Consider the following 23561-nt stretch of genomic DNA (forward strand, 5'->3'; position numbering starts at 1 on the left):
CACCGGGCTTCGGTTCGGCGGATGTCCGATCCGACCGTCTACCGCTGTGCGGTCGCCTGGGGAGCCGGGTCAGCCGCGGCGGGGGCCGTGATCTGCTTCGGACGCCGCAGCAGGACCGCGGAGGCCAGGGCCGCGAACACCAGCAGAGCCGCCGAGACCGTCAGGCACAGCCGCATGCCGTCGAGGAACGCGTCGGACACGGCTCCCATGGCGAGGCCGGTGTCGGCGCCCAGGTCCAGTCGCGCCACCGCGCCGACCCCGTTCGCGTCGGCGGCCTCGGTGATCAGCCGCGCCTGCTCGCCGGTCACGCCCGCGTCGGACAGGCGGCCGGGCAGGGCGTCCAGCACCTTCACGCTCAGCAGGGCGCCCAGCAGGGCCGGGCCCAGCGAGCCGCCGACCTGCCGGAAGGCGTTGTTGCCCGCGGCCGCCATGCCCGCCTGGTGCGGGGGCACCGCGGCGACGGCGATGCCCGTGATGCACGGGAAGGCCAGGCCCAGGCCGAGACCCAGCAGGCACAGGCGCCAGCCCGCCGACCAGAAGGAGGTGTCCACGCCGAGCGTGGTCAGGCTCAGCAGCGCGGCCGCCGCGATCAGCAGGCCGGCCGTGATCAGCACCCTGGGAGACAGGCGGCGCATCAGGTGGCCCATGGCGAAGCCCAGGGCCATGCACACCAGGTTGACCAGCACCATGCGGATGCTGGACTGCAGGGTGCTCAGCTGCTGCACCACGCCGAAGTACAGGCTCAGGACGAAGAAGAAGCCGATCAGCCCCAGGAAGCTGACCAGGGCGGCCAGGGTCGAGGCGACGAAGGCCGGGACGCGGAAGAGCGACAGGTCCAGCATCGGGGAGGCGCTGCGCCTCTCCACCATGACGAAGGCGACGCCGCTCAGCACGGCGACCACCAGGGCCGCGATCGTCCGCGGGTGCGTGAACGACTCGGCGCCGCCCTCGATCACCCCGTAGATCAGGGCGGTGATCGCCAGCGCGGCGGTGAACTGCCCGGGCCAGTCGAGCCTGCGCGTGCCCGGGCCCTTGGACTCGGGTAGCAGCCGCGCGGCCACCGCCATGGTCGCCAGCGCCACCGGGATCGGCGGCAGGAAGATCCACCGCCAGTCCGCGAACTCCAGGATCACTCCGGCGATCAGCGGCGGCACCGCCATGGCCGCCATCATGGAGGTCGTCCACAGGCCGATGTACTTGCCGCGCTCACGCGGATCGGGCACAGCCTGGCTGATCAGCGCCAGCGTCACCGGCAGCAGCGCCGCGGCCCCGGCCCCGGCCAGCGCCTGCCCTAGCCACACGAACCGGATCGACTGCGCGAACAGCGCCACCAGCGCGCCCGCCGCGCACAGGGCCATGCCGACCTGGTAGACCTTCTTGCGGCCGTGGACGTCCGCGAAGACCCCCGCGGTGAGGATCAGCGCCGCCACCGGCAGCACGAAGGCGTCGGGAACCCACGAGAGCTGCGCGGTGGACGCGCCCAGCGCCCGCTGGAGCGCCGGAAGGCTCACCACCACGGTGACCACCGGAAGGTAGGCCACGAAGACCCCCGCGCAGGCCAGCGCGATCATCGCGCTCCTCGTGCGCCCGGCCTCCGGCCCCCGAGTCGAGATGTTCAAGGAAATCCTCCTTCGCGGCGCTGCGCACCGCATTCGATCAGCTATATGACACTCTGCGTCACCCCTTCGTTTCGCGCTAACCAGCGCTTTGGAATCACGGAAATCCGACACCGAAGCCCGGTTGGATCAGGATTTCCGTGATGTGGAACCGGCCCGTCCAGAGCCCGGCAAGCCGGTACTCCAGCACCGTCAAATGGTGCCGGGGTACCGGCGAACGCGAGGACGCGCGCGCCACTCCCGCGCGTTCAGAGGAGGATCAGCCCGACTTCTTGCGGTCGAGGAAGGCGAGCATGGCCTCGCGGGCACCCTCGGAACCGAACAGGCGGGCCGAGAGGGCGGCCGTCTCGTCGGCGCCTGCGTCGATATGGGCGATGAGGGCCTTGTTGAGCAGCTTCTTGGTCTCGCGCAGGCCCTGCGGGTGGCCCTTCGCGAGAGAGCCGCAGATGTCGTCGATCTCGGCGTCGAGGTCGGCCTCCGGGGACGTCCAGGTGACCAGGCCGTCGTCCGCGGCCTCGAGGCCGTTGAAGACGGAGCCCGAAAGGAACGTCATGGCGGCGGAACGGGAGCGCATGCGCGGCAGCAGCACCAGGGAGATGACCGCCGGGGCCAGGCCCAGGCGGACCTCGGTCAGCGCGAACGTCGCGTCGTCGGCGGCGACGGCGATGTCGCAGGCGCCCACGATGCCGATACCGCCGGCGCGGACGGCTCCGGCGACCCTCGCCACGACGGGTTTGTCGAGGGCGGCGATCCGGCGCAGCAGGGCGATCAGGCCGCGAGCGCCCTCCTCCATGCCTCCGCCCGCGGCCTCCGACAGGTCCGCGCCCGAGCAGAACACCGGGCCCTCCTGCCGGATGACCACGACGCGGACATCCGGGTCGGCCTCGGCCCGGTCCAGACCCGCGGACAGCTCCGACACGAGCCGCCGGGAGAGGGCGTTGCGGTTGTGAGGGCTGTCGAGCACGAGGGTGGCGACCGCGTCTGCGACGGAGTAGTGCACGAGTTCGTCGGGCATGGGTTCCTTTCCGGGCGGGGCGGCCGGGTCAGTAGCTCTTGGGCAGGCCGAGGGTGTGCATGGACACGAAGTTGAGGATCATCTCGCGCGAGACCGGCGCGATGCGGCCCAGCCGCGCGGCCAGCAGGAGCGTGCCGAGGCCGTACTCCGACGCGAGCCCGTTGCCGCCGTGGGTGTGCACGGCGACGTCGGTGGCGTTGCAGGCGAGTTCTCCGGCGGCGTACTTGGCCATGTTGGCGTACTCCCCCGCCGCGAGGTCGTCGCCCGCGTCGTACAGCGCCGCGGCCTTCTGGGTCAGCAGCCGGGCCTGCTCCAGCTCGATCTTGATCTTCGCCAGCGGATGCGCGACGGCCTGGTGGGTGCCGATGACGTCCTTCCACACCTTCCGCGTCCTGGCGTACCCGACGGCCTTGTCCAGCGCGTAGCGCGCGATGCCGATGGAGAACGCCGCGCCCATGATGCGCTCGGGGTTGAGCCCGGCGAAGAGCTGCCCGAGCCCGGCGTCCTCGTGGCCGACGAGGGCCTCGGCGGGCAGGCTCACGTCGTCGAGGAACAGGCTGAACTGCTTCTCGGGAGAGACGATGTCCATCGGGATGTGCTGGTACTCCAGGCCCGGGGCGTCGGTGGGCACCAGGAACAGGGCGGGCTTGAGCCTGCCCGTCCGCGCGTCCTCGGTGCGGGCCACGACGAGCACCGTGCCCGCCTCGTCGACGCCGGAGATGTAGGTCTTGCGGCCGGTGAGCAGCCATCTGTCGCCGTCGCGCCGCGCGGTCGTGGTGATCTGGTGGGCGTTGGAGCCGGCGTCGGGCTCGGTGATCGCGAACGCCGCGGTGATGGAGCCGTCGGCGATGCCGGGCAGCCACTGCCGCTTCTGCTCCTCGGTGCCGCAGCGCGCGATGATCGTGCCGACGATCGCGGGTGACACCACCATGAGCAGCAGCGGGGCCCCGGCCGCGGCGGCCTCCTCCAGAACGGCCGACAGGTCCGCGATACCGCCGCCTCCACCGCCGTACTCCTCGGGGATGGAGACGCCGAGGTAGCCGTGGCGGCCCATGTCCCGCCACAGTTCGGTGGTCTTCTCCCCGGCTCTCGACTTGGCCTCGATGTACTCGCGGCCGTAGGAGGAGGCGAGTTCGCGCACCGCCTCGCGCAGCGCGATCCGCTCTTCGGGCTCGGTGAACATCGTCGTCATGCGTCCTCCTCGACTCGTGCCAGCACGTCCCCCGCGGAGACCTGCCGTCCCGCCTGTACTTCGATCGCGACCACCACGCCGTCGGCCGGCGCGGTGACGTTGTGCTGCATCTTCATCGCCTCGAGCACGAGGATGACCTGCCCGGCGCCGACGGTGTCGCCGACACGGGCCCGCACCGCCACGACGCTGCCGGGCATCGGCGCCAGCAGCGACCCGGCCGCCACCCGAGCGGCGGGATCGGTGAAGCGCGGCTGCCGGACCAGTGCCAGATGGCCGAGGACGGAGTCGACCTCGCACCGGTCGCCGTGGAGGCGCACGGTGAACGGGCGGCGGACGCCGCCGTGCTCCAGGACCACCGTGGCACCCCGCACCTCGACCACGCGGGTCGCGCCGTCCGCCGACGTGTAGCCGTCGCGCCCGCCGTACCACTCGACGGTCAGCCGGTCGAAGGCGGTGCGCTGCGGCTGCGTGACCACGTTGCGCCAGCCGACGGGGATGCCGCGTTGGACGGGCGACCGGTGCTTACGCTCCTCGGCGTCGGCCACCGCGGCGGCCAGACCGGCCAGCCGCAACCCCTGCTCGTCGTACCCGTTGCGGGTGAGCGCGGCGAGATCGGCGCCGTCGAGGTAGGTCGTGTATGTCTCCCCGGCGGTGAAGACCGGGTCGCGCAGCAGGTTCACCAGCAGGTCGCGGTTCGTGCGGACACCGTGGACGGTCGCCCGTTCGAGCGCCCCGGCCAGACGGCGCAGGGCCTGCTCCCGGGTGGGCGCCCACGCGATCACCTTGGCGACCATGGCGTCATAGAAGGTGCCGATCTCCGTGCCCGCCTCGACGCCGCTGTCCAGGCGGATGCCGTATGCCGTGGGATTGTCGAAGTGCACCACTGCGCTGGGGACGTCGAACGCGGTGAGCCTCCCGCTCTGCGGCTGGTAGCCCTCGGCGGGGTCCTCGGCGTAGAGCCGCACCTCGACTGCGTGGCCCCGGGGTTCCGGCGGGTGCCCGGGGAGCAGATCGGCCAGTGCCTCGCCCTCCGCCACCGCTATCTGCAGCGCGACGAGGTCGAGGCCGGTCACGCACTCGGTCACGGGATGCTCGACCTGCAGGCGCGTATTCATCTCCAGGAAGAAGAACCTGTCGCCGTCGAGGAGGAACTCGACCGTGCCGGCGCCGACATATCCGATCGCCTCACCGGCGGTGCGGGCCGCCTCGTGCAGCGCCGCGCGGACGCCGTCGGCGATGCCGGGAGCGGGCGCCTCCTCGATGACCTTCTGGTGGCGCCGCTGCAGCGAGCAGTCGCGGTCACCGAGGACCGCCACCGTCCCGTGGGCGTCGCCGAGAATCTGCACCTCGACGTGGCGGCCGCGCTCGACGTACGGCTCGCAGAAGACGGTCGGGTCGCCGAAGGCGCCGGCCGCCTCGCTCGACGCCAGCCGTACGGTCTCCGCCAGGTCCGCCATCGTGCGGACGACCCGCATGCCGCGGCCTCCGCCGCCGCTGCTCGCCTTGACGAGGACGGGCAGGTCGGCGTCGGTGAGGGCGGACGGGTAGAGCTCGGCCAGCACGGGGACGCCGGCGGTCTCCATGAGCCGCTTGGCCTCCACCTTGGTGGCCATCGCGTCCATCGCCCGGGGTGTCGGGCCGATCCAGGCGAGGCCGTTCTCGATGACGGCACGGGCGAAGTCGGCGTTCTCGGAAAGGAACCCGTAGCCGGGGTGGATCGCGTCGGCGCCGCTGTCGGCGGCCGCGGCCAGAACGCGGTCGATGTCGAGGTAGGTCTCCGCCGGGGTGTCGCCCGGCAGGAGTACCGCGAGGTCGGCCTCGGCGGCGAACGGTGCCGCGGTGTCGGCGTCGGAGTGCACCGCGACGGTCTGGATGCCGAGCGTGCGGCAGGTGCGGAAGACGCGGCGGGCGATCTCGCCGCGGTTGGCGACGAGGAGACGGGTGATGGTCATCTCGGCCTCACATCCGGAAGACGCCGTAGCGCGTGGTGCCCTCGTAGGGCGTGGAGTCGATGGCGGAAAGGCAGATGCCGAGGACGGTGCGGGTGTCGCGCGGATCGATGACCCCGTCGTCGTAAAGCATCCCGGAGAGCACGAACGGGAGGCTCTGCTCCTCGACCATCGTCTCGACCATCGCCCGCATCCCGGCGTCGGCCTCCTCGTCGAAGGGCAGGCCCCTGGCCTCGGCGGCGGCGCGCGAGACGATCGAGAGCACGCCCGCCAGCTGTTGCGGGCCCATGACCGCCGACTTGGCGTTCGGCCAGGTGAACAGGAACCGGGGGTCGTAGGCGCGGCCGTTCATGCCGTAGTTGCCGGCGCCGTACGACGCGCCGATCAGCACCGAGAGGTGCGGCACCTTCGAGTTCGAGACGGCGTTGATCATCGCCGCGCCGTGCTTGATGATCCCGCCCTGCTCGTACTCGGCTCCGACCATGTAGCCGGTGGTGTTGTGGAGGAACAGCAGTGGGGTGTCGGACTGGTTGGCCAGCTGGATGAACTGCGCGGCCTTCTGCGCCTCCTCGCTGAACAGCACACCCTGGGCGTTGGCGAGGATGCCGACGGGACGGCCGTGGATCCGCGCCCAGCCGGTGACCAGCGAGGGGCCGTAGAGCGGTTTGAACTCGTCGAACGGCACCTCGTTGCCGGTGCTCGCGCCGTCGGCGATGCGGACGATGACGTCGCGCGGGTCGAACGGCTCCTTCAGGTCGGTCGGGATCAGGTCGAGCAGGGTCTCCGGGTCCTCGGCCGGTTCGGCGTATCCCGCGGGCTCGGGGCGGGCCTTGCGCCGGTTGAGCCGCGCCACGATGCGGCGGCCGATCCGGATCGCGTCGTGCTCGTCCTCGGCGAGGTAGTCGGCGAGGCCGGAGGTGCGGGCGTGCATCTCCGCGCCGCCGAGGGTCTCGTCGTCGGACTCCTCGCCGGTGGCCATCTTCACCAGCGGCGGTCCTGCCAGGAAGACCTTGGCCCGCTCCCTGACCATCACGGTGTAGTCCGACAGGCCCGGCACGTAGGCGCCGCCCGCGGTGGAGTTGCCGAAGACCAGCGCGATCGTCGGCTGCCTGCGGGCGCTGGCACGGGTCAGGTCGCGGAACAGCCTGCCGCCGGGGATGAAGATCTCCTTCTGCGTGGGCAGGTCCGCGCCGCCGGACTCGACCAGCGAGATCGTGGGCAGCCCGTTCTCCTCGGCGATCTGCGAGGCCCGGAAGAGCTTGCGCAGCGTCCAGGGGTTGGAGGCGCCGCCCTTCACGGTCGGGTCGTTGGCGGTGATCATGCACTCCACGCCCTCGACCACGCCGATGCCGCTGACCACGCTGGCGCCGACTGTGAAGTCCGAACCCCATCCGGCCAGCGGGGAGAGCTCCAGGAATGCCGATCCCTCGTCGACCAGCAGTTCGATCCGCTCGCGGGGCAGCAGCTTGCCGCGCTCGTGGTGGCGGGCGGCGTACTTCTCCCCGCCGCCCGCGGCGGCCTTGGCGTGCTCGGCGTCGAGTTCGGCGAGCTTCGCCAGCATCGCCTCGCGCCGGGCCGACGGCTGTTCCGCCTTCCGCCGGGTCCTCGGATCCGGCCCGGTCGCCGTGCCGGTCATGAGGTGTATCCCAGCAGCTTGGCGGCGAGGTCGGTGAGCACCTCGGTCGCGCCTCCTCCGATCGGGAGAAGGCGGGCGTCGCGGTAGTGCCGCTCCACCTCGGTCCCGTGCATGTAGCCCATCCCCCCGTGCAGCTGGACGGCCTCGTCACAGACGTGCGTCGCGCACTCGACGGCGGTCTGCTTGGCCAGGCAGGCCTCGGCGATGGCCTCGGTGCCGCCGAGGCCATCGGCGGCGTACTTCTCGACGACCGCGTGGGTGTAGGCCTTGGCGACCTCCACCTGGCGGTGCATCTCGACGAGCTTGTGGCGGACGACCTGGCGCCTGATCAGCGGTTCGCCGAAGGTCCGGCGCTGACGGCAGTACTCCGCGGTGAGGGCGAGCGAACGGGCGGCGATGCCGTAGGCGTGCACGGCGAGGCCGATCCGCTCCACGACGAACTGCTCGGCGATGTACAGGAACCCGGCGTTCTCCGTGCCGACCAGGTTCGCCGCCGGGACGCGCACGTCCACGAAGGACAGTTCGGCGGTGTCGGAGCAGTGCCAGCCCATCTTGGCCAGCGAGCGGTCGACGGTGAAGCCGGGAGTGTCCTTGTCGACGACCAGCAGGCTGATGCCGCCGGAGCCGGGGCCGCCGGTGCGGACCGCGGTGGTGACGAAGTCCGCGCGCACGCCGGAGGTGATGAAGGTCTTGACCCCGTTGACGACGTAGTGGTCGCCGTCGCGCACCGCGGTGGTGCGCAGGCCGCCGACGTCGGACCCTCCGTCGGGCTCGGTGACGCCGAGCGCGCCGATCTTCTCTCCCGCCAGCGTCGGGCGGACGTAGCGGTCGACGAGTTCGGGCGAGCCGTGGGCGGCGATGTGGGGAAGCGCGATGCCGTGGGTGAACAGGCCCGCCATCAGCCCCGAGGACGCGCCTTCGGCGAACATCCCCTCGTCGAGGGCCACCTTGTCCGCGAGCGTGCCGCCCTCGCCGCCGACGTCCTCGGGAAAGCCGACGCCGAGGAGGCCCTGCTCGGCCGCGGCCAGGTGCAGCGAGCGGGGGATCTCGCCGGCGTCCTCCCACCGCTGCAGGTGGGGCGCGATCTCACGGCGGACGAACTCCGCGCCGAGCTCGAGGAGCGCTTGCCGTTCCGGTTTCAAAGGAGGTCCTCTCTGATGTCCACGAGGCGGGAGCGCACCCACTCCCCCAAGGCCTTGGCCTGCGGGTCGAAGCGGGTCGACGCCGCGACGCCCCGGCCGAGCAGGCCTCGGATCAGCACGTTCACCGCGCCGAGGGCGGGCAGCGCGTACACGTCGACGGTCTTGTCCGCGGCCTCGGGGACGAGCTCGCGGACCTGGTCGGGGCTCATCAGCTCGACGAGCCAGGCGATCCGCCGCTCGCGCAGGGGGGAGCCGTCGTCGGCCACCCACAGGCCGAGGTTGGCGTCACCGCCCTTGTCGCCGGACCGGGCGTGCACGAAGGTGCCGAGCGGCACCCGGCGGGTCGGGACGTCCGGTTCGGCGGCTGACGTCGAGGGGCGGCGGCCCGCGTCACTCACGTCGGCGGGCCCGAACACGGTCGGGTCGGGGATCGCCTCGCGCGTCCCGTCGGCGTGGACGACGGTGTGCCGGACGGCCGGGCGGTCGACGTACTCGGGCCGGTAGAGGCCGTAGGGCGAGGGCGGCGGAGGCGGCCCGGTCATGGTGAAGCCGGGGTAGGAGGCCAGGGCCAGCTCGACCGCGGCGGCGGTGAACGGCTTGCCCACCGGCTCCTGCGCGGCGTCCATCACGGTGCAGCGCAGCAGGGTGGACGCGCCTTCCTCGGTGTCGGCGTCGAAAGCGGGGAGACCGCCGCGCGTCCAGGTGACCGAGGAGGCGGTCAGCCGCGGCGTGAGCTGCTCGCGGACCCATTCCTCCTTGGCGTCGAGGTCGAGCCCGGTGAGCACGAACTCCACGGTGTTGCGCCAGCCGCCGAGCTCGTTGAGACAGACCTTGAGCCGTTCCGGCGGCGGAGTCCCGCGCGTCCCCGAGACGAGCACCCGGTCACGGCCCTCCCGGGTGAGCCGCACGGTGTCGAGCAGCGCGGTGGCGTCGGGGTTGAGGTAGCGCGCCGACTGGATCTCGTAGACCAGCTGGGCCGTGACGGTGTCGACGGTGACCGCGCCGCCGGTGCCCTCGTGCTTGGTGATGACGCTCGAACCGTCCGCGGCGAGCTCGGCGATCGGGAAACCGAGCGGCTTGCGCAGGTCCGCGCCTTGCTCGGCGAGCGCGCGGAAGCCGGAGAAGTTACCACCGGTGGCCTGGGTGCCGCACTCGATGATGTGGCCCGCGACGACCGCGCCGGCGAGCGCGTCGTGGGAGTCCGGCGTCCACCCGAAGTGCGCGGCGGCCGGGCCGACGACGAGCGAGGCGTCGGTGACGCGGCCGGTGACCACGATGTCGGCGCCCTGGCGCAGGGCGGCGGCGATGCCGAAGGCGCCGAGGTAGGCGTTGGCGGTCAGCGCGCCCTCGAAGCCGAGGTGCCTGACGTCGTCGCCCTCGACGTACGCGATCGCCGGATCGAGGCCCAGCCCCTTGGCGATCTCGCGCAGCCGCTCGGCGAGGGCCGCGGGGTTGAGGCCGCCGGCGTTGCTGACGATCTTCACGCCCCGCTCGACCGCCAGGCCGAGGCAGTCCTCCGTCTGCCGGGCGAACGTGCGGGCGTAGCCCAGGTCGGACGACTTCAGCGTGTCCCTGCCGAGGATGAGCATGGTGAGCTCGGCGAGGTAGTCGCCGGTGAGCGCGTCGAGAGGCCCGTCCTCCAGCATCTCGCGCATCGCCGACAGGCGGTCGCCGTAGAACCCCGAGCAGTTGCCGACGCGGTAGCGTCCGGTCATCGTCCCTTCCCTTCCTGTGCCGCCTCGCCCGCGGCGGCGCGCAGTGCCTGGTCGAGCGTGTCCGCCCAGCGGTCGAGGATGCGGCGCCGACGGGCGGAGTCGTCGGTCAGGGTGTCGGCCAGCCCCAGTCCCCGGACGAGGTCGAGGGTGGCCTGGACGAGTTCACGCACGCCGGGCACCGACTCGTCCACGCCGAGAGCCTCCACGGTCAGCCGGTGGACGCCGCCGCCGATCTTGTGCTCCAGCTGGATGACGGCGGCGTGGAGCGCCTCGTCGCTGCGGGCGGCCACCCACAACTCGAGAGCCGCCACGTAGAGATCGCTGGAGAACTGCTCACCGAGGATGTGCACGACCCGGCGCACCCGATCGGGCCCTTCACCCAGCTCGGCGATGGCGGCGCGGTACGCCTCGTCCCGGCAGTTCCACAGGTGCTCGATGGCGGCGAGCACCAGGTGGTTCTTGGTCGGGAAGTGGTGCAGCTGGGCGCCGCGGCTGACCCCGGCCCGCTCGGAGACCAGCACGGTGGAGGTACCGCTCCAACCGTGGTCGACGAGACACTCGACCGTGGCGTCGAGAAGCCGCTGCCGCATGCTCTGGGAGCGCTCGCCCTGGGACACGCGGCCCGGCGCGGTGGATGGCATGGGCTCAGCGTGCCCGTCGGAAAACAAACAGTCAAGACTGACTTTTACCGGTACTACCGGATGCGCACGGCGGCCGGGATCACTCGGGGATCCCCACCGCCTCGACGGCGCGTACACGCAGGGCGATCCGGGCCGACACCGTCGAGGTGAGCAGTGCGATGACCAGGCAGACGGCACCGGCCGCCAGGAACGGTGTCCAACGGCGAGGGTCCGTCCGTGGCGGCGGACGGGCCCTCGCGGTATCGGGTCACCCGGTCAGGCCCAGCGGGAGCGGTCCTTCAGGTATTCGCCGGCGTCCTTCAGGCTCACCGGCTGGTACGGCGTGTACAGGTTGGGCTCGAAGCGGCTCCGGTAGCCGTCGAAGACGTCCCGGTACAGGTCCCAGTGGATGTCCGGCTGGCGGTTGCGGGCGCGGAACCCCGCGATCGGGATCTGGCCGAGGACGAGCTTCTCGAACTTGCTGTCCGCCACCGCGATGGCGTTGCCGTCCGGGCCGTAGATGGCGCTGCCGCCCGCGCCGGTGTCCTCGAAGAAGGGGGACTCGGCCGCGAGCACCGAGTTGTTGACGATCGCGCAGTACACCCGGTTGTGCAGGGCGGAGGCGCGGACGTCGATCTCGGAGAAGCTGCCGCTGGCGGTGCGCAGGAAGACCTCGGCGCCCTTGATCGCGGCGGCCCGGAACAGCTCGGGCTCCAGCTGGGTGGAGGACATGGAGATGTTGCCCAGCGGGGTGCGGGCCACCGGCACCACGGCGTCCCGGCCGTACTTCTCGACGTATTCGTCGAGCACGTCGTAGACGGTGGTGGTGAACAGCTCCTGCCCATGGAAGATGCCCTTGACGTTGCGCGCCTTCCAGTGCTTGGCCACGATCTCGCCGTCAGGGCCGATCAGCGTGGTGATGCTGAGGACGTGGCCCGGCCAGTCGGGGTCGCGGACGTAGGCGCCGAAGGCGATGTGGCACCCGTGCTCCCGGGCCTTGGCGGAGATCAGCTCGGTCTCCTCGCCGGGGATCTCGATGCACCGGCGCTCCACTTCGGCCTTGGTCCAGTGGTCCCAGCCGCTGATCGGGAACTCGTGGAACAGCAGCAGGTCGGGGCGGTACCCGAACCCGATGTGGAACGAGTTGTCGATCAGGTGCAGCATGTGGTCGAGGTTGGCCTTCATGCCGGCCGGCTCCGGGGTCGGGTGCACCCGGGACTGCACGACCCCGAGGGTCCAGACGTCCTTGGCCAGCGGGGCCGTGGCGTAGCAGCCGTCGGCCCGCTGGGTGAGGGCCGCGTTCTCGGCGGGATTCATCGGTTCACGTCTCCTTGTCGGTGGGTTCGGCGGGGATCAGCGGAGCTCGTCCGCGCGGAGGCAGGCCACCAGGCGGCCGTCCTCCTCCCGCCGCAGCTCCGGTTCCGTGCGCGAGCAGGCGTCGACGGCCAGGGGGCAGCGCGTGTGGAAGCGGCAGCCGGCCGGCGGGGAGACCGCGGAGGGGACCTCTCCCGTCAGCGGCACCCCGGGCTCGCGGTCGAGTCCGGGCACGGCGGCGAGCAGCGCCCGCGTGTACGGGTGGCGAGGGTCGGAGAACACCTGCTCGGCAGGGCCCTTCTCCACGAACCGGCCGAGGTACATGACCGCGACGTCGTCGGCCAGGTGCCGGGCTATGTCGATCTCGTGGGTGATGAGCACGTAGCTGAGCCCGAGGCGCTGCTTCAGGTCGAGCAGCAGGTTGACCAGCAGCGCCTTGACACTGACGTCGAGGCTGGCGGTCGGCTCGTCCAGGACGAGGACCCGCGGTTCGACGGCCAGCGCCCGGGCGACCGTGACGCGCTGCAGCTCGCCGCCGCTCACCCCGCCCGGACGCCGGTCGAGGTACTCCTCGGTGAGGCCGACCAGCTCCAGCAGCTCGCGGACCCGGGCCGCCCGCGCGGCCCGGCCCGGGTGCAGTCCGTGCACGGCCAGCGGCTGCTCCAGCGCGTGGCGGATGCTCTTGCGCCGGTTCAGCGCCGACCAGGGGTTCTGCGACACGAGCTGGATCGCGCGCCGGTCCACACCGTCGTTGCCCTGGATGAGGATCCGGCCCCCGGTCGGATCCGCCAGCCGGACCAGCATCCGGGCGATCGTGGACTTGCCGCAGCCCGACTCGCCGATGATCGACAGCGTGCGGCCCTCGGGCACCTCGAACGAGACGCCGTCGACGGCGTGCACCACCCGGTCCTCACCGCGGCCGGACTTGATCCGGTAGTGCTTCTCCAGGTCCTCTACCGTGACCGCGTTCATATCTCCTCCTCCGCCCGGTGGCAGCGCACCAGCGCGTCCCCGACCCGGCGCACCTCCGGGAGCTCCTCGCGGCAGCGGTCGATGACGGCGGTGCAGCGCGGGGCGAACGGGCAGCCCGGGAGCCGGTTGGCTCCGGTGACCGACCCGGGGATGGTGCGCAGCGGCTCGCCTCTGCGGCCCCGTCCCGGAACGGCCTCCAGCAGCGCCCGCGTGTACGGGTGCCGGGGGGTCTCGAACACCGCGCGGGCCGGGGCGAGTTCCACCAGCAGCCCCGCGTACATGACGCCGATCCGGTCGCTGACCTGCGAGATCACCCCGAGGTCGTGGGTGACGAACACCATCGACAGCCCGGTGCGGTCGCGCAGCTCCAGCAGCAGCTTCAGCACCTGCGCCTGCACGGTCGCGTCGAGCGTCGTGGTCGGTTCGTCGGCGAGCAGCAGGTCGGGCTGCTTGCCGAGGGCCGCCACGGCGATGAGCAGCCGTTGGAGCTGCCCACCGGAGAACTCGAAGGGGTAGCCGTCCAGCCGGTCGAGCACGGTGCCCAGACCGACGCCGGTGAGCAGCTCCTTGAGCTCGCCGTCGCCGATTCCGTCGAGGTGCCAGCGCAGCTGGCGGCCGACGGAGGTGGACGGGGACAGCGAGGTCATCGGCCGCTGCGGGATCAGCCCGATGCGGCCGCCGCGCAGCCGCCGCATGTCGTTCTCCTTCAGCGAAGCCAGGTCGGCGTCCCCGAAGCCGATACGGCCGTCGGTGATCTCGGCGTTGCGCGGCAGCATGCGCATCAGCGCCGTGAGCAGGGTGCTCTTGCCCGATCCCGATTCCCCGACCAGCCCGAGGATCTCGCCCCGGGCCAGGTCGAACGACACCTCCCGCACCGCGGGCACCCCGCCGTTCCGGGTGCGGAACGTGACGGCGAGGTCCTGCACGGAGAGGAGCGGAGCCCCCGCCGGGGCCGACGAAGCGGCCCCGGCGGTCTTCGGCTTCGCGAACATCAGAACGTCCGCGCCGAGGGAAGCGAGAGGCGGCTGACTCCCATGATCTTCTTGTCGAGGGTCTCGATCTCCTTGCGCTGGGCCACGACGAGCTTGGGGTAGACCGGCGGCATCATGATCGCGTCGGCGGCGAGGAGACCGTTGATCTTCTTGCAGATCTCGGTCCGCTCCGCGTCGTCGGAGGTGGCCCACGCCTGGGTGAGCAGCCCGTCCACCTCTTCGTTCTTGTAGCCGAAGTTGAGCGGGTACTTGGAGCTCATCGTGGTGAGCAGGGTGAAGGCGGTGCGTCCGCCGCCGAACCCGCTCTCGAACGACGTCATCGCCATCTCGTACTTGCCGGTCGCCCAGTTCTTGATCCACGGGCTGAAGTCGAGGACCTCGAGGGTGCATTCGATGCCGGCCTGCTTCCAGCCCTCGGCGAGCACCTGGCCGATGTTCTTCATCAGCGAGTCGCTGGTGACCATCAGGGTGAACTTCAGCGAAGGCATTCCCGCCTCGGCCAGCAGCGCCTTGGCCTTCGCGATGTCGGGAGCCTCGCCGTAGAGCTTCAGCGCGGGGTCGTGGCCCTCGACCGAGGGGCCGATCGGGCCCTGGGCGATCTGCGCGTTCCCGGCGAAGACGATGTCGCGGACGCCCTTGCGGTCCATGGCGTACGCGAGCGCCTGACGCACCTTGACGTCGTTGAACGGCGCCTTGTTCGTCACGAAGTAGGTGATGAGGTCGCTGGGCGCGTCCACCTCGTGCACCTGGACGGCACTGTCCTTCTTGAGCAGTTCGACGCTCTCCGGCGAGACGTCGGTCATGATCTGGATCTTGCCTTCGCGCAGGTTGACCATGCGGGTCGCCGGGTCGGGGATCGCCTGGAAGACCAGGTTGCGGATCGCGGGCTTGGTCCCGTGGTAGGCGTCGTTGCGCACCAGCGAGACCTCGCTGCCCTGGGTCACCTTCTCCAGCTTGAAGGGACCGGTGCCCATGGTGGTGTCCGTGCGCTCGACGAAGTCCTTGTGCACGATGGGCAGGTTGGTGAGGTGGGAGCGGAGCACGCCGAACGGCGTGGTCAGCTCGATCTCCACGGTCTGCTCGTCGACGGCCTTCGCGCCCTTGACGTAGCCCACGAAGAAGGAGGTCCAGTCACTCGTGCTCTTGGGGTCGTTGACGAAGCCGATCGTCGCGACCACGTCGTCGGCGGTGAGCGGGTCGCCGTTGTGGTGGGTGACGCCCTTCTTGATCTTGATCGTCCAGGTCAGCCCGTCCTTGGAGACCTCCGGCTCGCCGTCGGCCAGCAGCGGGACCGAGCGCAGCTCGGCGTCGTAGGTGTAGAGGGACTCCACGACCGGGTCGAGGACCCAGTGCGCCCGCTTGGTGGTGCTGGCGAGCGGGTTCATGTAGTCGGAGATGGACAGGACGCCGAACGTGATCTTCTCGGGCGTCGGCCCCTTCTTCGCGGCGGGGGCGTCGTCCGTCCCGCACGCGGCCAGCGCGAGCGCTCCGGCGGTGAGCACGCCGGTCATCGTGAGGAAGCGGCGGCGGTCCATCGTGGCACGGGAGATGTCGGTCATCGGGTTTTCCTTAATTTAGGGGGGATTTGTTTCAGCGACGGGCGTCGGCGTCGAGGGCGTCGCCCAGACCGTCGCCGAGGAGGTTGAAGCCGATCGTGGCGATGAGGATGACCAGACCGGGGATGATCGAGTACCACCACGCGCCGAGCAGCATGTAGCTCGTGGCGTCGCCGAGGACGTTGCCCAGGCTGGGCTGGGGCGGTTGGATCCCCAGGCCGAGGAAGCTGAGGGCGCTCTCGGCGAAGATGGCGACCCCTATCCACAGGAACGCCTGGACCAGGACCGGCGGGAGCACGTTGGGCAGGATCTCGCCGCCGATGATGCGCCGGCGGGGGACGCCGACCACGCGCAGCGAGTCCACGTAGTCCTCCTGCACCTCCACGAGCGTCGCCGACCGGGTCACCCGGGCGAAGTACGGGATGAACCCGATGCCCAGCAGCAGGACGACCTTCGTGGTCGAGGTGAGGGTGAGGAAGCCCAGCTCGGTGTCGCCGGTACCGGTGATACCGATGACGAACAGCGCGAAGACGAAGAGCGGAAGCGCCTGGAGCGCCTCCAGGATCCGCATGATCACGTCGTCGGGCCAGCGTCCGCCGAAGTATCCGGCGACCAGCCCGGCGGGTACCGCGACCACCAGGCCGAACCCGACCCCGGCCACCGCCACCAGCAGCGACACCCGTGCACCTTCCGCCGTACGCGCGAACAGGTCGCGCTGGAGGTGGTCGGTGCCGAACAGGTGCGACGAACTCGGTCCGGCGAGGGTCTCACCGGTCCTGGCCGTCGCGTCGCCGACGGCCAGCGGGCCCGCCAGTGCCAGCAGGAGGAACAACAGCAGGAGGATCAGGCCGGTCCAGGTCAGCGCGGACATCCGCGGCAGGCGGAGCCGCATGGCCCGCGGCCGGGGGAGCACTCGGGTCATCACCATGTCTAGCGGGCCGTCCCGTTCAGGAACCCGGCGCGTATCCGGGGGTTGAGCACGAAGTAGAGGAGGTCGACGACCAGGTTGGCGACGAGGAACACCGAGGCGGTGACCAGCGTGCAGGCGATGGCCAGCGGATAGTCGTGCTGGCGGAACGCTCCAACGATGGTCTGGCCGATCCCCGGGATGTTGAACACGTTCTCGATGAGCACGGTTCCGCTGACGAAGACGCCGAGCATGAGCCCGATCACGGTCGCCGTGGGGATGATCGCGTTGCGCAGCGTGATGCTGCGCAGGATGCGGCGTTCGGCCATGCCCATGGCGCGGGCGAAGGAGACGTAGTCGGCCTGCGCGGTCTCGATCATGGACGCCCGCAGGGTTCGGGCGATGATCGCGCCGGAGCCGAGTCCCAGGGCGAACGCCGGCAGCACCAAGCTGCGCAGATTCTCCCAGGGATCCTCGGTGAACGGCACCCAGCCGCTCGATGGCAGGACCCCCTTGATGAGGAGCCCGAAGACCACGACCAGGACCAGCGCCAGCCAGAAGCTCGGGATGGAGAGCGCGATGACGCTGACCACGCGGACGAACCCGTCGGTGAAAGAGTCGCGCTTGCGTGCGGCCAGCGCGCCGGCGGCGAGGCCGACCACGATCCAGAAGAAGAATGCGGCCAGGCTGAGTTCGAGGGTGACGGGCAGCCGTTCCCCGATGATGGAGCTCACCGGCCGGTCGCTGAAGAGCGAGTTTCCGAGGTCTCCGGAGAGGAGGTTGCCGATGAACTTGGCGTACTGCACCCAGATGGGCTGGTCGAGACCGAAGCGGTGCTCGACCTCCGCGCGCTTCTCCGGAGTGGGGTTCATCCCCAGGTAGGCGTCGACCGGCCCGCCGGGGGCGGCCCTGAGCATGAAGAAGACGAGGGTCAGGACGATGAGCAGGACCAGCGCGAGGCCGGCGACCCGACGTCCGACATACCGAAGCATCCCGGGTCCTCATTTGCGTGATGGGCATCCCGTGTCCCGTGTCGGGGACCGCGGATGCGCGAGGGGGTTACGGGGACGGGGAGCGCCGCGCCCCAGGAGGATCCTGTGGGCGCCGGCGGTCAAACCCCGGGGGGAACTGCGGTCAGGCGACCTTGGTCTCGTTGATGACGGTGCGCTTGACCAGGCGGTCGCCGTCCATCCACTGCCAGGTGCGGCACTTGTGCAGGCCGTCGCGGGAGAGCTGGATCAGCTCGTACAGGTAGTTCGACGAGTCGTTCTTGTACGACCAGGTCAGCACGATCGTCTGGTCGTCCACCTGGCTCATCTCACCGATGATCCTGTCGGTGTCGAAGTGGCAGACGCCGTTCTCGTCGAGCGTGCCGCCGAAGTCGAACGCCTCCTCCCGGCCGTCGGCCCAGGTGTAGGTGTTGGTCTGGAGGACGTCGAACGTTCCGTCCTCCGGGACACGGCAGTACAGGTGGGACGCGTGCCGGTCCACGATGGTCCCGTCGGCGGCGAGGTGGACGTACTCACCGCGCCACTCTCCGAGGTGCTTGGCGATGATCGGCATTTTCGCGATGGCTGCGCGCATCGGGTCCTCCCTGGTCACAGGTGGTCGCTGGGTCGAAGGCGGCACCGTTGACAGGGCCGCGGCAGCGACCTTAGCGTGATCCTCATCTTGATGGAACAGCGTTCCGCCATAAGGAACGAAAAACTCTGAGGATTAGCCAACATGACCGATGACCACCAGCAACCGCTGATCGAGGGCATCACTGCCGCAATCATCGGAGTTATCGAATTCGCGCCCCATCTGAAGCTCTTCACCGACCGGCTGGGCTACGAGGTGGCGGCCGAGGGCACCGTCCCGGCGGCGGTCGCCGACGCCCTGTGGGGTACGGGCCCGGCGGACCTCGAGGTGGTCGCGCTGGCCGCCGCGGGCTCCGGAACGGGGCGGATCCACCTCGTACGGGTGCCCGAGCCGATCGCGCCGGCCGAATTCCCGCACAACCTCGACGTCGGCCTGGTCGGGATCGACATGTACGCCCGCGACATCGAGACCGCGCACACCGCGCTCGGCGAGGCCGGGTACCCCTGGACCGTCGCCCCCACCACCTACGGCGTCGCGGTGGGCGAGCGCGAGGTCGAGGTCACGCAGGGCATCTGCCCGGCGCCGGACGGAACCGTCGTGGTCTTCGTCCAGCCCGCCGCGGTCCGCGGCACCGAGGCGTGGGACGCCGACCCGGACCGCCCCTACACCGAGCTGACCTCGGTCGTCTGCCACGTCCCCGACCCCGACGCCGAGGTCTCCTTCTGGGGACCCGAGGGGCTGGGCATGGACGTCTGGTACGACGTGACGTTCTCCTCCCCCGGGTTCGACGAGGTCGCCGGACTGCCGGACGGCACCCGGATGCGCCTGGCGTTCCTGGCCGGGGCGAAGACCGCCAGGATCGAGGTCACCTCCGCCGACACCGAGCACCGCGTGGACCGGCGGGCGACCCAGCGCCCGGCCCGCTCGCTGGGCCACAGCGGCTGGTCCGTCCGCACCCGCGACCTCTCCGCCGCGCTGGAGAGCGTGCGCCGCACCGGCGGGCAGGTGCTCGCCGGCCCGGTCGAGACCGACGACCCGTGGCACGGCCCCGCCACCGTGGCCAGTGTGGACACCCCCAACGGAGTCTCGGTCACCCTCTGGCAGCCCCGCGACTGATCCGCCATCACCCCGATTCAGCGGAACACCGGTCCCGTACGACTTGCCGGTCACGGCTTTCTGGAAGGAACAAGCATGCCCGTCCTCCGTGGAGGTGCACCTCTGTCGATCGCGGGCGGCGTGCGCGAATTCGCCCGCGCCACCCCCGGGGCGACGGCGGTGATCGATGGCGACCGCGCCCTCACCTACGCCGCGCTCGGCGACCGTTCGAACCGCCTGGCCACCGCCCTGCTCGCCCGGGGCCTCACCCCCGGCGACCGCGTCGCGGTGCTGTTGGGCAACCGGCTGGAATATCCGGAGATCGCGGCCGGAATCGCCAAGGCGGGTCTGCTCATGGTGCCGCTCAACCCCCGGCTCACCCCGGCCGAAGCGCGTTACATCCTCGAGCACTCGGGGTCCGGGGCGGTCGTCCTCGACGACGCCTACGCCTCCATCGTGGGGGACTCGATCGAAGAACTGCGGCTCCCGGCCCTGTCCGTCGACGGCGTCCAGACCGGACACTCCTACGAGGAGGCCCTCGCCGGAGCGCGGGCGGTGGACCCGGCGGTGCGGGTGGACGAACTCGACCCGTTCTGCATCACCTACACCTCGGGCACGACCGGACGGCCCAAGGGCGTGCTCATCAGCCACCGGAGCCGGGCCCTCACGTTCTACTGCTCGGCGATGGAGTGGGGGCTCGGCACCGGCCGGACGTCGGTCGCGGTGGCGCCGATGTACCACGGCGCCGGATTCGCCTTCGGCTATGCCCCGGTCTACACCGGCGGCACGGTGACGATGCTCCGCAAATGGGATCCGGAGGCGCTGCTCCACCTCGTCGAGCGGGACCGCGCCCAGTCGGCGTTCCTGGTGCCGACGCACGCGCAGATGCTCCGCGCACTGGACGGGGCGAAGCTCGCGGACAGGGACCTGTCCAGCCTCGACACTCTCTACTTCAACGCCGCGGCACTCCCCTGGGCGCTCAAGCAGTGGGTCATGGAGGCGTTCCCGTCCTGCGGCGTGCACGAGCTGTACGGCTCGACCGAGGCGGGCATCATCACCAACCTCCGCCCGGCGGACCAGCACCGCAAGCCCGGCTCGGTCGGCCATGCCTGGTACATGACGGAGCTGCGGGTCCTCGGCCCCGACGGCGAACCCGCCGGGCCGGGAGAGCCGGGAGAGCTGTTCAGCCGCTCCCCGTTCCTCATGAACGGCTATCACGAGAACCAGGCCGCGACGGAGGAGTGCACCACCGAGGACGGCTTCCTCACCTGCGGCGACATCGTGGTGCGCGACGACGAGGGCTACGTCCACGTCGTCGACCGGAAGAAGGACATGATCATCTCGGGCGGCGTCAACGTGTACCCGCGCGAGGTCGAGGAGGCGCTGGCCGGACACGCCTCCGTCGCCGAGGTCGCCGTGGTCGGCACCCCCTCCGAGACCTGGGGCGAGGAGGTCATGGCCTACGTCGTCCTGCGCGACGGCGAACCCGGCGGCTCCGGCCTGATCGCCGATCTGGAGGCGCACTGCCGCACCGGTCTGGCGGGCTACAAGACGCCCAGGCACTGGGAGATCGTCGACGCCCTCCCCCGAAACGCGGCGGGGAAAATCGTCAAACGCGACCTCAAGGCGAAAACCAAGCCCTCCTGAGCTTGACCTGAATACCTCAGACAATTACCTTCAGAGCAGTGGAACAGCGTTCCAACGCAGCGAACACGGCTTTGAGCCCAGCGGAAGGACATCACAGTGCGCCCCCATGTCGAGCTGATCCAAGAAGACGACTACGTGTGGCACGGGGCCGAGCTCATCAACGGTGAGGGACGCGCCAGCGAACGTCGGCTCTCGGTGGACGAGGAGGACGGCTCCTCCTCGCTCCGGATCGACTTCCACACCTCCTGGGGCCGCGGGCCCGGCATCCACCACGCCGACAGCGAGTACTACGTGCTCGAGGGTTCGATGACCTACGGCGGCCGCAAGATCGACAAGGGCGGTTACGTCTACGCCCCGAAGGGCGTGCCGACCGACGCGATCACTTTCGCGGAAGGCACCAAGATCCTGCACTACCGCGAGTACGGGGACGCCGGCTTCGACCGCGTCGACTCCCTCGCCCACCCGCGCCGGGAGGGCGCCCGCGAGGACGTCATCGTCATCGACAGCGAGGCGATGAACTGGGACGCGGTGCCCAACCCCGGCCCCATGCCCGGCCTGTTCATCAAGTACCTGCACGTGGACCCGGCGACCGGTTTCTACACCCGCCTCGTGCACGCCCAGGAGGGCTGGGCCGACCACCGGCTGGCCCACCACCCCTGCTACGAAGAGGCCTACACCACCCAGGGCCACATGGAGTACAACTTCGGCACCCTCGACCTGGGCACCTACTTCTTCCGCCCCGCACGGGTCAAGCACGGCCACTTCACCACCCAGGAGGGCGGCGCGACCTGGCTGCTGCGCTCCGACGGCGAACTGCAGAACTGGTACACCCAGAACGAGTGGCTGCGCTGGGGCGGTGAAGCCGTCAACTACGGCCCGAACGGCGAGCGCATGCGCTGGTCGCAGTCCACCCACGACCTCGGCTCCGGCCCCACCTGGCGCAGCGAGAAGGACATCGCCGACCTCACCGCCGCGTGGCAGTTCCAGCGCGACCAGGGACAGCCCGACGCGCGGTACACGCAGCACGGGCAGGGCGTCGACCGCAGCATCCTGGCCATCGCCAAGGCCATGGACGCCGCGCGCCTCCAGGGCGGCCACTCGGACGACCACGACCACTCGCACGACCATGACCACGACCACGGGCACGACCACTCCCACGAGCCCGAGACGCCCGCCCTCGACTGGGGCGCGGACCCGGCGTCGCTGGAGCACGCCGACGAGCGCACCGACGCGGGCGCGCACAACTGGGCCCACGGGCGGGCGTGGAAGCCGGGCGACCCCATCCCGGCGCCCATCATCTCCTCCCTGCCGGTCCGCAGCCGCTCGCGCGGGCGCTGGGACGGCGACGGCATGTAACCGTCCCCTTCCCTTCTTGTCAGAACCATGCGAACACCGTGGCCGGGCCCTACGGGTCCGGCCACGGCCGTCTCTCCGGAGCTTCACGTGCCCCTCGACCTGTCCGCCGCGTCCGCCATGGAGCCCGTCCACGGGCTCAACTCCTACAGCCTGGCGATCCTGCTCCACATCGTGCTCTTCGTCTACTGGCTCGGCGGCGACCTCGGCGTCTTCTACTCCAGCAGGTTCATCCTCCAGTCCGAGCTGCCCACCCCGGCCCGCTCGGTCTCGACCAAGATCATGCATGGCGTGGACATCGCGCCGCGGATCTGCCTCGTCCTCTTCCTGCCCAGCGGCGTGACGCTCATGGCGCTGAGCCCGTTCGGCGACGACGTCTTCCCCGGCTGGCTGCTCGCCCTGACCTGGGTCGGCTCGCTGGTCTGGCTGGCGCTGACCGTCTACGACTACACCCGGGGCGCCAGCCCGTACGGCAAGGTGGTGCAGAGGCTCGACCTGATCGTCCGCTACGGCCTGGTCGTCGTGCTGCTCGCCGTCTCCGGGTACGTCTTCTTCAGCTCCGAGCCGTTCGGCGTCACGACCAACCCCAAGTGGCTGGCCGCCAAGGTCGCCGCGTACGCCCTGTGCATCCTGTCCGGCGTGATGATCCGCCGTAGGCTCAGCCCCTTCGGCCCCGCCTTCGGCAAGCTGGTGACCGAGGGCTCCACCCCCGAGGTCGAGCAGCAGATCAAGCACTCCGTGCGCTCCTGCCTGCCCTACGTCTACTCGATCTGGTTCCTGGTCCTCCTCGCCGCGTTCCTCGGCATCGTCAAGCCCGGCACCACCGCCTTCGGCTGATCCCGCCCGCCCGGGAGGGGCGGAGGAGCGGACACCCGCTCCTCCGCCCCTCTCCGCTTTCCCGCCCGGCCGCACGGGCGGCGTCCCGCCGCCCCGGCCCCGGGCGGGTGCGAGGTCGACCGGAGCTGGACGCGACCGGCCGGGCATGGGCCCGTAGGACGGTCCCCGGCCACACGGCCTGGCAGCCCCGCTCAGACGGCCGCGGACCTCCGCGAACACGAGGGTGGCTCCCTTCCAGCCGGCGGGTGCTCGTAGAGCGGATTCAGCCGAGATCCGGCCTGCCGCTCGCGCCGTGAGGAAGAGGAGAAAGCCGGACGATCCACTTGAGACGGGATTCGAAGAGCGACCTGGTCTGGGCCGCGTTTCGCATGGCGCGGCGGGCCGATCCGCCGGGGCGTCCGCAGGATGCTTCCCGAACGCGA

Annotated in this window: 19 protein-coding genes; 4 read left to right on the forward strand and 15 right to left on the reverse strand. The window is 70.8% G+C overall.

The genetic code is table 11. The annotated features are described in order from the left end of the window. Positions 1 to 38: 38 nt before the first annotated feature. The 15 genes from ABD327_RS34530 to ABD327_RS34600 all read right to left on the reverse strand — a co-directional run bounded on the left by ABD327_RS34530 (position 39) and on the right by ABD327_RS34600 (position 18210). Positions 39 to 1619, reverse strand: a complete 1581-nt coding sequence (locus tag ABD327_RS34530) for an MFS transporter (RefSeq protein ID WP_344457322.1) — start codon at positions 1617 to 1619, stop codon at positions 39 to 41. Between the two features lie 256 nt (positions 1620 to 1875). After that, entirely contained in the window at positions 1876 to 2631 is a 756-nt protein-coding gene (locus ABD327_RS34535) for an enoyl-CoA hydratase family protein (protein WP_344457325.1), read from the reverse strand. Between the two features lie 28 nt (positions 2632 to 2659). Beyond that, positions 2660 to 3823: an acyl-CoA dehydrogenase family protein gene (locus tag ABD327_RS34540; RefSeq protein WP_344457327.1), complete on the reverse strand. Its 1164-nt coding sequence runs from the start codon at positions 3821 to 3823 to the stop codon at positions 2660 to 2662. Continuing rightward, positions 3820 to 5775, reverse strand: a complete 1956-nt coding sequence (locus tag ABD327_RS34545; protein ID WP_344457330.1) for an acetyl/propionyl/methylcrotonyl-CoA carboxylase subunit alpha — start codon at positions 5773 to 5775, stop codon at positions 3820 to 3822. Before ABD327_RS34545 ends, ABD327_RS34540 begins: the two co-directional genes overlap by 4 nt. 7 nt (positions 5776 to 5782) lie before the next feature. After that, entirely contained in the window at positions 5783 to 7333 is a 1551-nt protein-coding gene (locus tag ABD327_RS34550; protein WP_344457405.1) for an acyl-CoA carboxylase subunit beta, read from the reverse strand. A 71-nt stretch (positions 7334 to 7404) separates the two neighbouring features. Then, the gene (locus ABD327_RS34555) at positions 7405 to 8550 is read right to left on the reverse strand and encodes an acyl-CoA dehydrogenase family protein (RefSeq protein ID WP_344457332.1); all 1146 of its coding nucleotides are present in this window, start codon (positions 8548 to 8550) and stop codon (positions 7405 to 7407) included. Next, positions 8547 to 10265 (reverse strand): acyclic terpene utilization AtuA family protein, encoded by a 1719-nt coding sequence (locus tag ABD327_RS34560; RefSeq protein WP_344457334.1) that lies wholly within the window; start codon positions 10263 to 10265, stop codon positions 8547 to 8549. The genes ABD327_RS34555 and ABD327_RS34560 overlap by 4 nt, the downstream gene beginning before the upstream one ends. Further along, positions 10262 to 10906, reverse strand: coding sequence for a TetR/AcrR family transcriptional regulator (locus ABD327_RS34565; protein ID WP_344457337.1), 645 nt, complete (start codon positions 10904 to 10906; stop codon positions 10262 to 10264). The genes ABD327_RS34560 and ABD327_RS34565 overlap by 4 nt, the downstream gene beginning before the upstream one ends. Before the next feature lie 255 nt (positions 10907 to 11161). Beyond that, a complete protein-coding gene (locus ABD327_RS34570; protein WP_344457339.1) occupies positions 11162 to 12202 on the reverse strand; it encodes a nitrilase-related carbon-nitrogen hydrolase in 1041 nt (346 codons plus the stop codon). Positions 12203 to 12238: 36 nt separating this feature from the next. Next, complete coding sequence (locus ABD327_RS34575) at positions 12239 to 13171, reverse strand: oligopeptide/dipeptide ABC transporter ATP-binding protein (protein WP_344457341.1); 933 nt, start codon at positions 13169 to 13171, stop codon at positions 12239 to 12241. Continuing rightward, positions 13168 to 14163: an ABC transporter ATP-binding protein gene (locus tag ABD327_RS34580; protein ID WP_344457343.1), complete on the reverse strand. Its 996-nt coding sequence runs from the start codon at positions 14161 to 14163 to the stop codon at positions 13168 to 13170. The genes ABD327_RS34575 and ABD327_RS34580 overlap by 4 nt, the downstream gene beginning before the upstream one ends. After that, positions 14163 to 15722 carry an ABC transporter substrate-binding protein gene (locus ABD327_RS34585; RefSeq protein ID WP_344457345.1) on the reverse strand — a complete coding sequence of 520 codons (1560 nt, stop codon included), beginning with the start codon at positions 15720 to 15722 and terminating at the stop codon, positions 14163 to 14165. The genes ABD327_RS34580 and ABD327_RS34585 overlap by 1 nt, the downstream gene beginning before the upstream one ends. Positions 15723 to 15753: 31 nt before the next feature. Then, a complete protein-coding gene (locus ABD327_RS34590; RefSeq protein ID WP_344457347.1) occupies positions 15754 to 16641 on the reverse strand; it encodes an ABC transporter permease in 888 nt (295 codons plus the stop codon). Between the two features lie 8 nt (positions 16642 to 16649). Next, positions 16650 to 17618: an ABC transporter permease gene (locus ABD327_RS34595; protein ID WP_344457349.1), complete on the reverse strand. Its 969-nt coding sequence runs from the start codon at positions 17616 to 17618 to the stop codon at positions 16650 to 16652. Positions 17619 to 17760: 142 nt separating this feature from the next. After that, a complete protein-coding gene (locus tag ABD327_RS34600; RefSeq protein ID WP_344457351.1) occupies positions 17761 to 18210 on the reverse strand; it encodes a DUF3598 family protein in 450 nt (149 codons plus the stop codon). A gap of 141 nt (positions 18211 to 18351) precedes the next feature. On the opposite strand from ABD327_RS34600, the gene ABD327_RS34605 reads away from it, so the two are divergent. The 4 genes from ABD327_RS34605 (at position 18352) to ABD327_RS34620 (ending at position 23139) form a co-directional block, all read left to right on the forward strand. Beyond that, a complete protein-coding gene (locus ABD327_RS34605; protein WP_344457353.1) occupies positions 18352 to 19323 on the forward strand; it encodes a VOC family protein in 972 nt (323 codons plus the stop codon). A gap of 75 nt (positions 19324 to 19398) precedes the next feature. After that, positions 19399 to 20949: a class I adenylate-forming enzyme family protein gene (locus ABD327_RS34610; protein WP_344457355.1), complete on the forward strand. Its 1551-nt coding sequence runs from the start codon at positions 19399 to 19401 to the stop codon at positions 20947 to 20949. Positions 20950 to 21045: 96 nt separating this feature from the next. After that, a complete protein-coding gene (locus ABD327_RS34615) occupies positions 21046 to 22305 on the forward strand; it encodes a DUF4437 domain-containing protein (RefSeq protein ID WP_344457357.1) in 1260 nt (419 codons plus the stop codon). 87 nt (positions 22306 to 22392) lie between these two features. Further along, positions 22393 to 23139 (forward strand): hypothetical protein, encoded by a 747-nt coding sequence (locus ABD327_RS34620; RefSeq protein WP_344457359.1) that lies wholly within the window; start codon positions 22393 to 22395, stop codon positions 23137 to 23139. The last annotated feature ends 422 nt before the right edge of the window (positions 23140 to 23561 follow it).

Origin of the sequence: Actinocorallia aurantiaca, from assembly GCF_039533685.1 — a bacterium.
In the GTDB taxonomy this organism is placed as follows: Bacteria; Actinomycetota; Actinomycetes; order Streptosporangiales; family Streptosporangiaceae; genus Actinocorallia; species Actinocorallia aurantiaca.

Bases quoted from the DNA above. Each gene is read 5' to 3' on its own strand.
- ABD327_RS34535 (WP_344457325.1), bottom strand. From the start codon at position 2,631: ATGCCCGACGAACTCGTGCACTACTCCGTCGCAGACGCGGTCGCCACC.
- ABD327_RS34540 (WP_344457327.1), bottom strand. From the start codon at position 3,823: ATGACGACGATGTTCACCGAGCCCGAAGAGCGGATCGCGCTGCGCGAG.
- ABD327_RS34545 (WP_344457330.1), bottom strand. From the start codon at position 5,775: ATGACCATCACCCGTCTCCTCGTCGCCAACCGCGGCGAGATCGCCCGC.
- ABD327_RS34550 (WP_344457405.1), bottom strand. From the start codon at position 7,333: ATGCTGGCGAAGCTCGCCGAACTCGACGCCGAGCACGCCAAGGCCGCC.
- ABD327_RS34560 (WP_344457334.1), bottom strand. From the start codon at position 10,265: ATGACCGGACGCTACCGCGTCGGCAACTGCTCGGGGTTCTACGGCGAC.
- ABD327_RS34565 (WP_344457337.1), bottom strand. From the start codon at position 10,906: ATGCCATCCACCGCGCCGGGCCGCGTGTCCCAGGGCGAGCGCTCCCAG.
- ABD327_RS34570 (WP_344457339.1), bottom strand. From the start codon at position 12,202: ATGAATCCCGCCGAGAACGCGGCCCTCACCCAGCGGGCCGACGGCTGC.
- ABD327_RS34575 (WP_344457341.1), bottom strand. From the start codon at position 13,171: ATGAACGCGGTCACGGTAGAGGACCTGGAGAAGCACTACCGGATCAAG.
- ABD327_RS34580 (WP_344457343.1), bottom strand. From the start codon at position 14,163: ATGTTCGCGAAGCCGAAGACCGCCGGGGCCGCTTCGTCGGCCCCGGCG.
- ABD327_RS34585 (WP_344457345.1), bottom strand. From the start codon at position 15,722: ATGACCGACATCTCCCGTGCCACGATGGACCGCCGCCGCTTCCTCACG.
- ABD327_RS34590 (WP_344457347.1), bottom strand. From the start codon at position 16,641: ATGACCCGAGTGCTCCCCCGGCCGCGGGCCATGCGGCTCCGCCTGCCG.
- ABD327_RS34595 (WP_344457349.1), bottom strand. From the start codon at position 17,618: ATGCTTCGGTATGTCGGACGTCGGGTCGCCGGCCTCGCGCTGGTCCTG.
- ABD327_RS34600 (WP_344457351.1), bottom strand. From the start codon at position 18,210: ATGCGCGCAGCCATCGCGAAAATGCCGATCATCGCCAAGCACCTCGGA.
- ABD327_RS34605 (WP_344457353.1), top strand. From the start codon at position 18,352: ATGACCGATGACCACCAGCAACCGCTGATCGAGGGCATCACTGCCGCA.
- ABD327_RS34610 (WP_344457355.1), top strand. From the start codon at position 19,399: ATGCCCGTCCTCCGTGGAGGTGCACCTCTGTCGATCGCGGGCGGCGTG.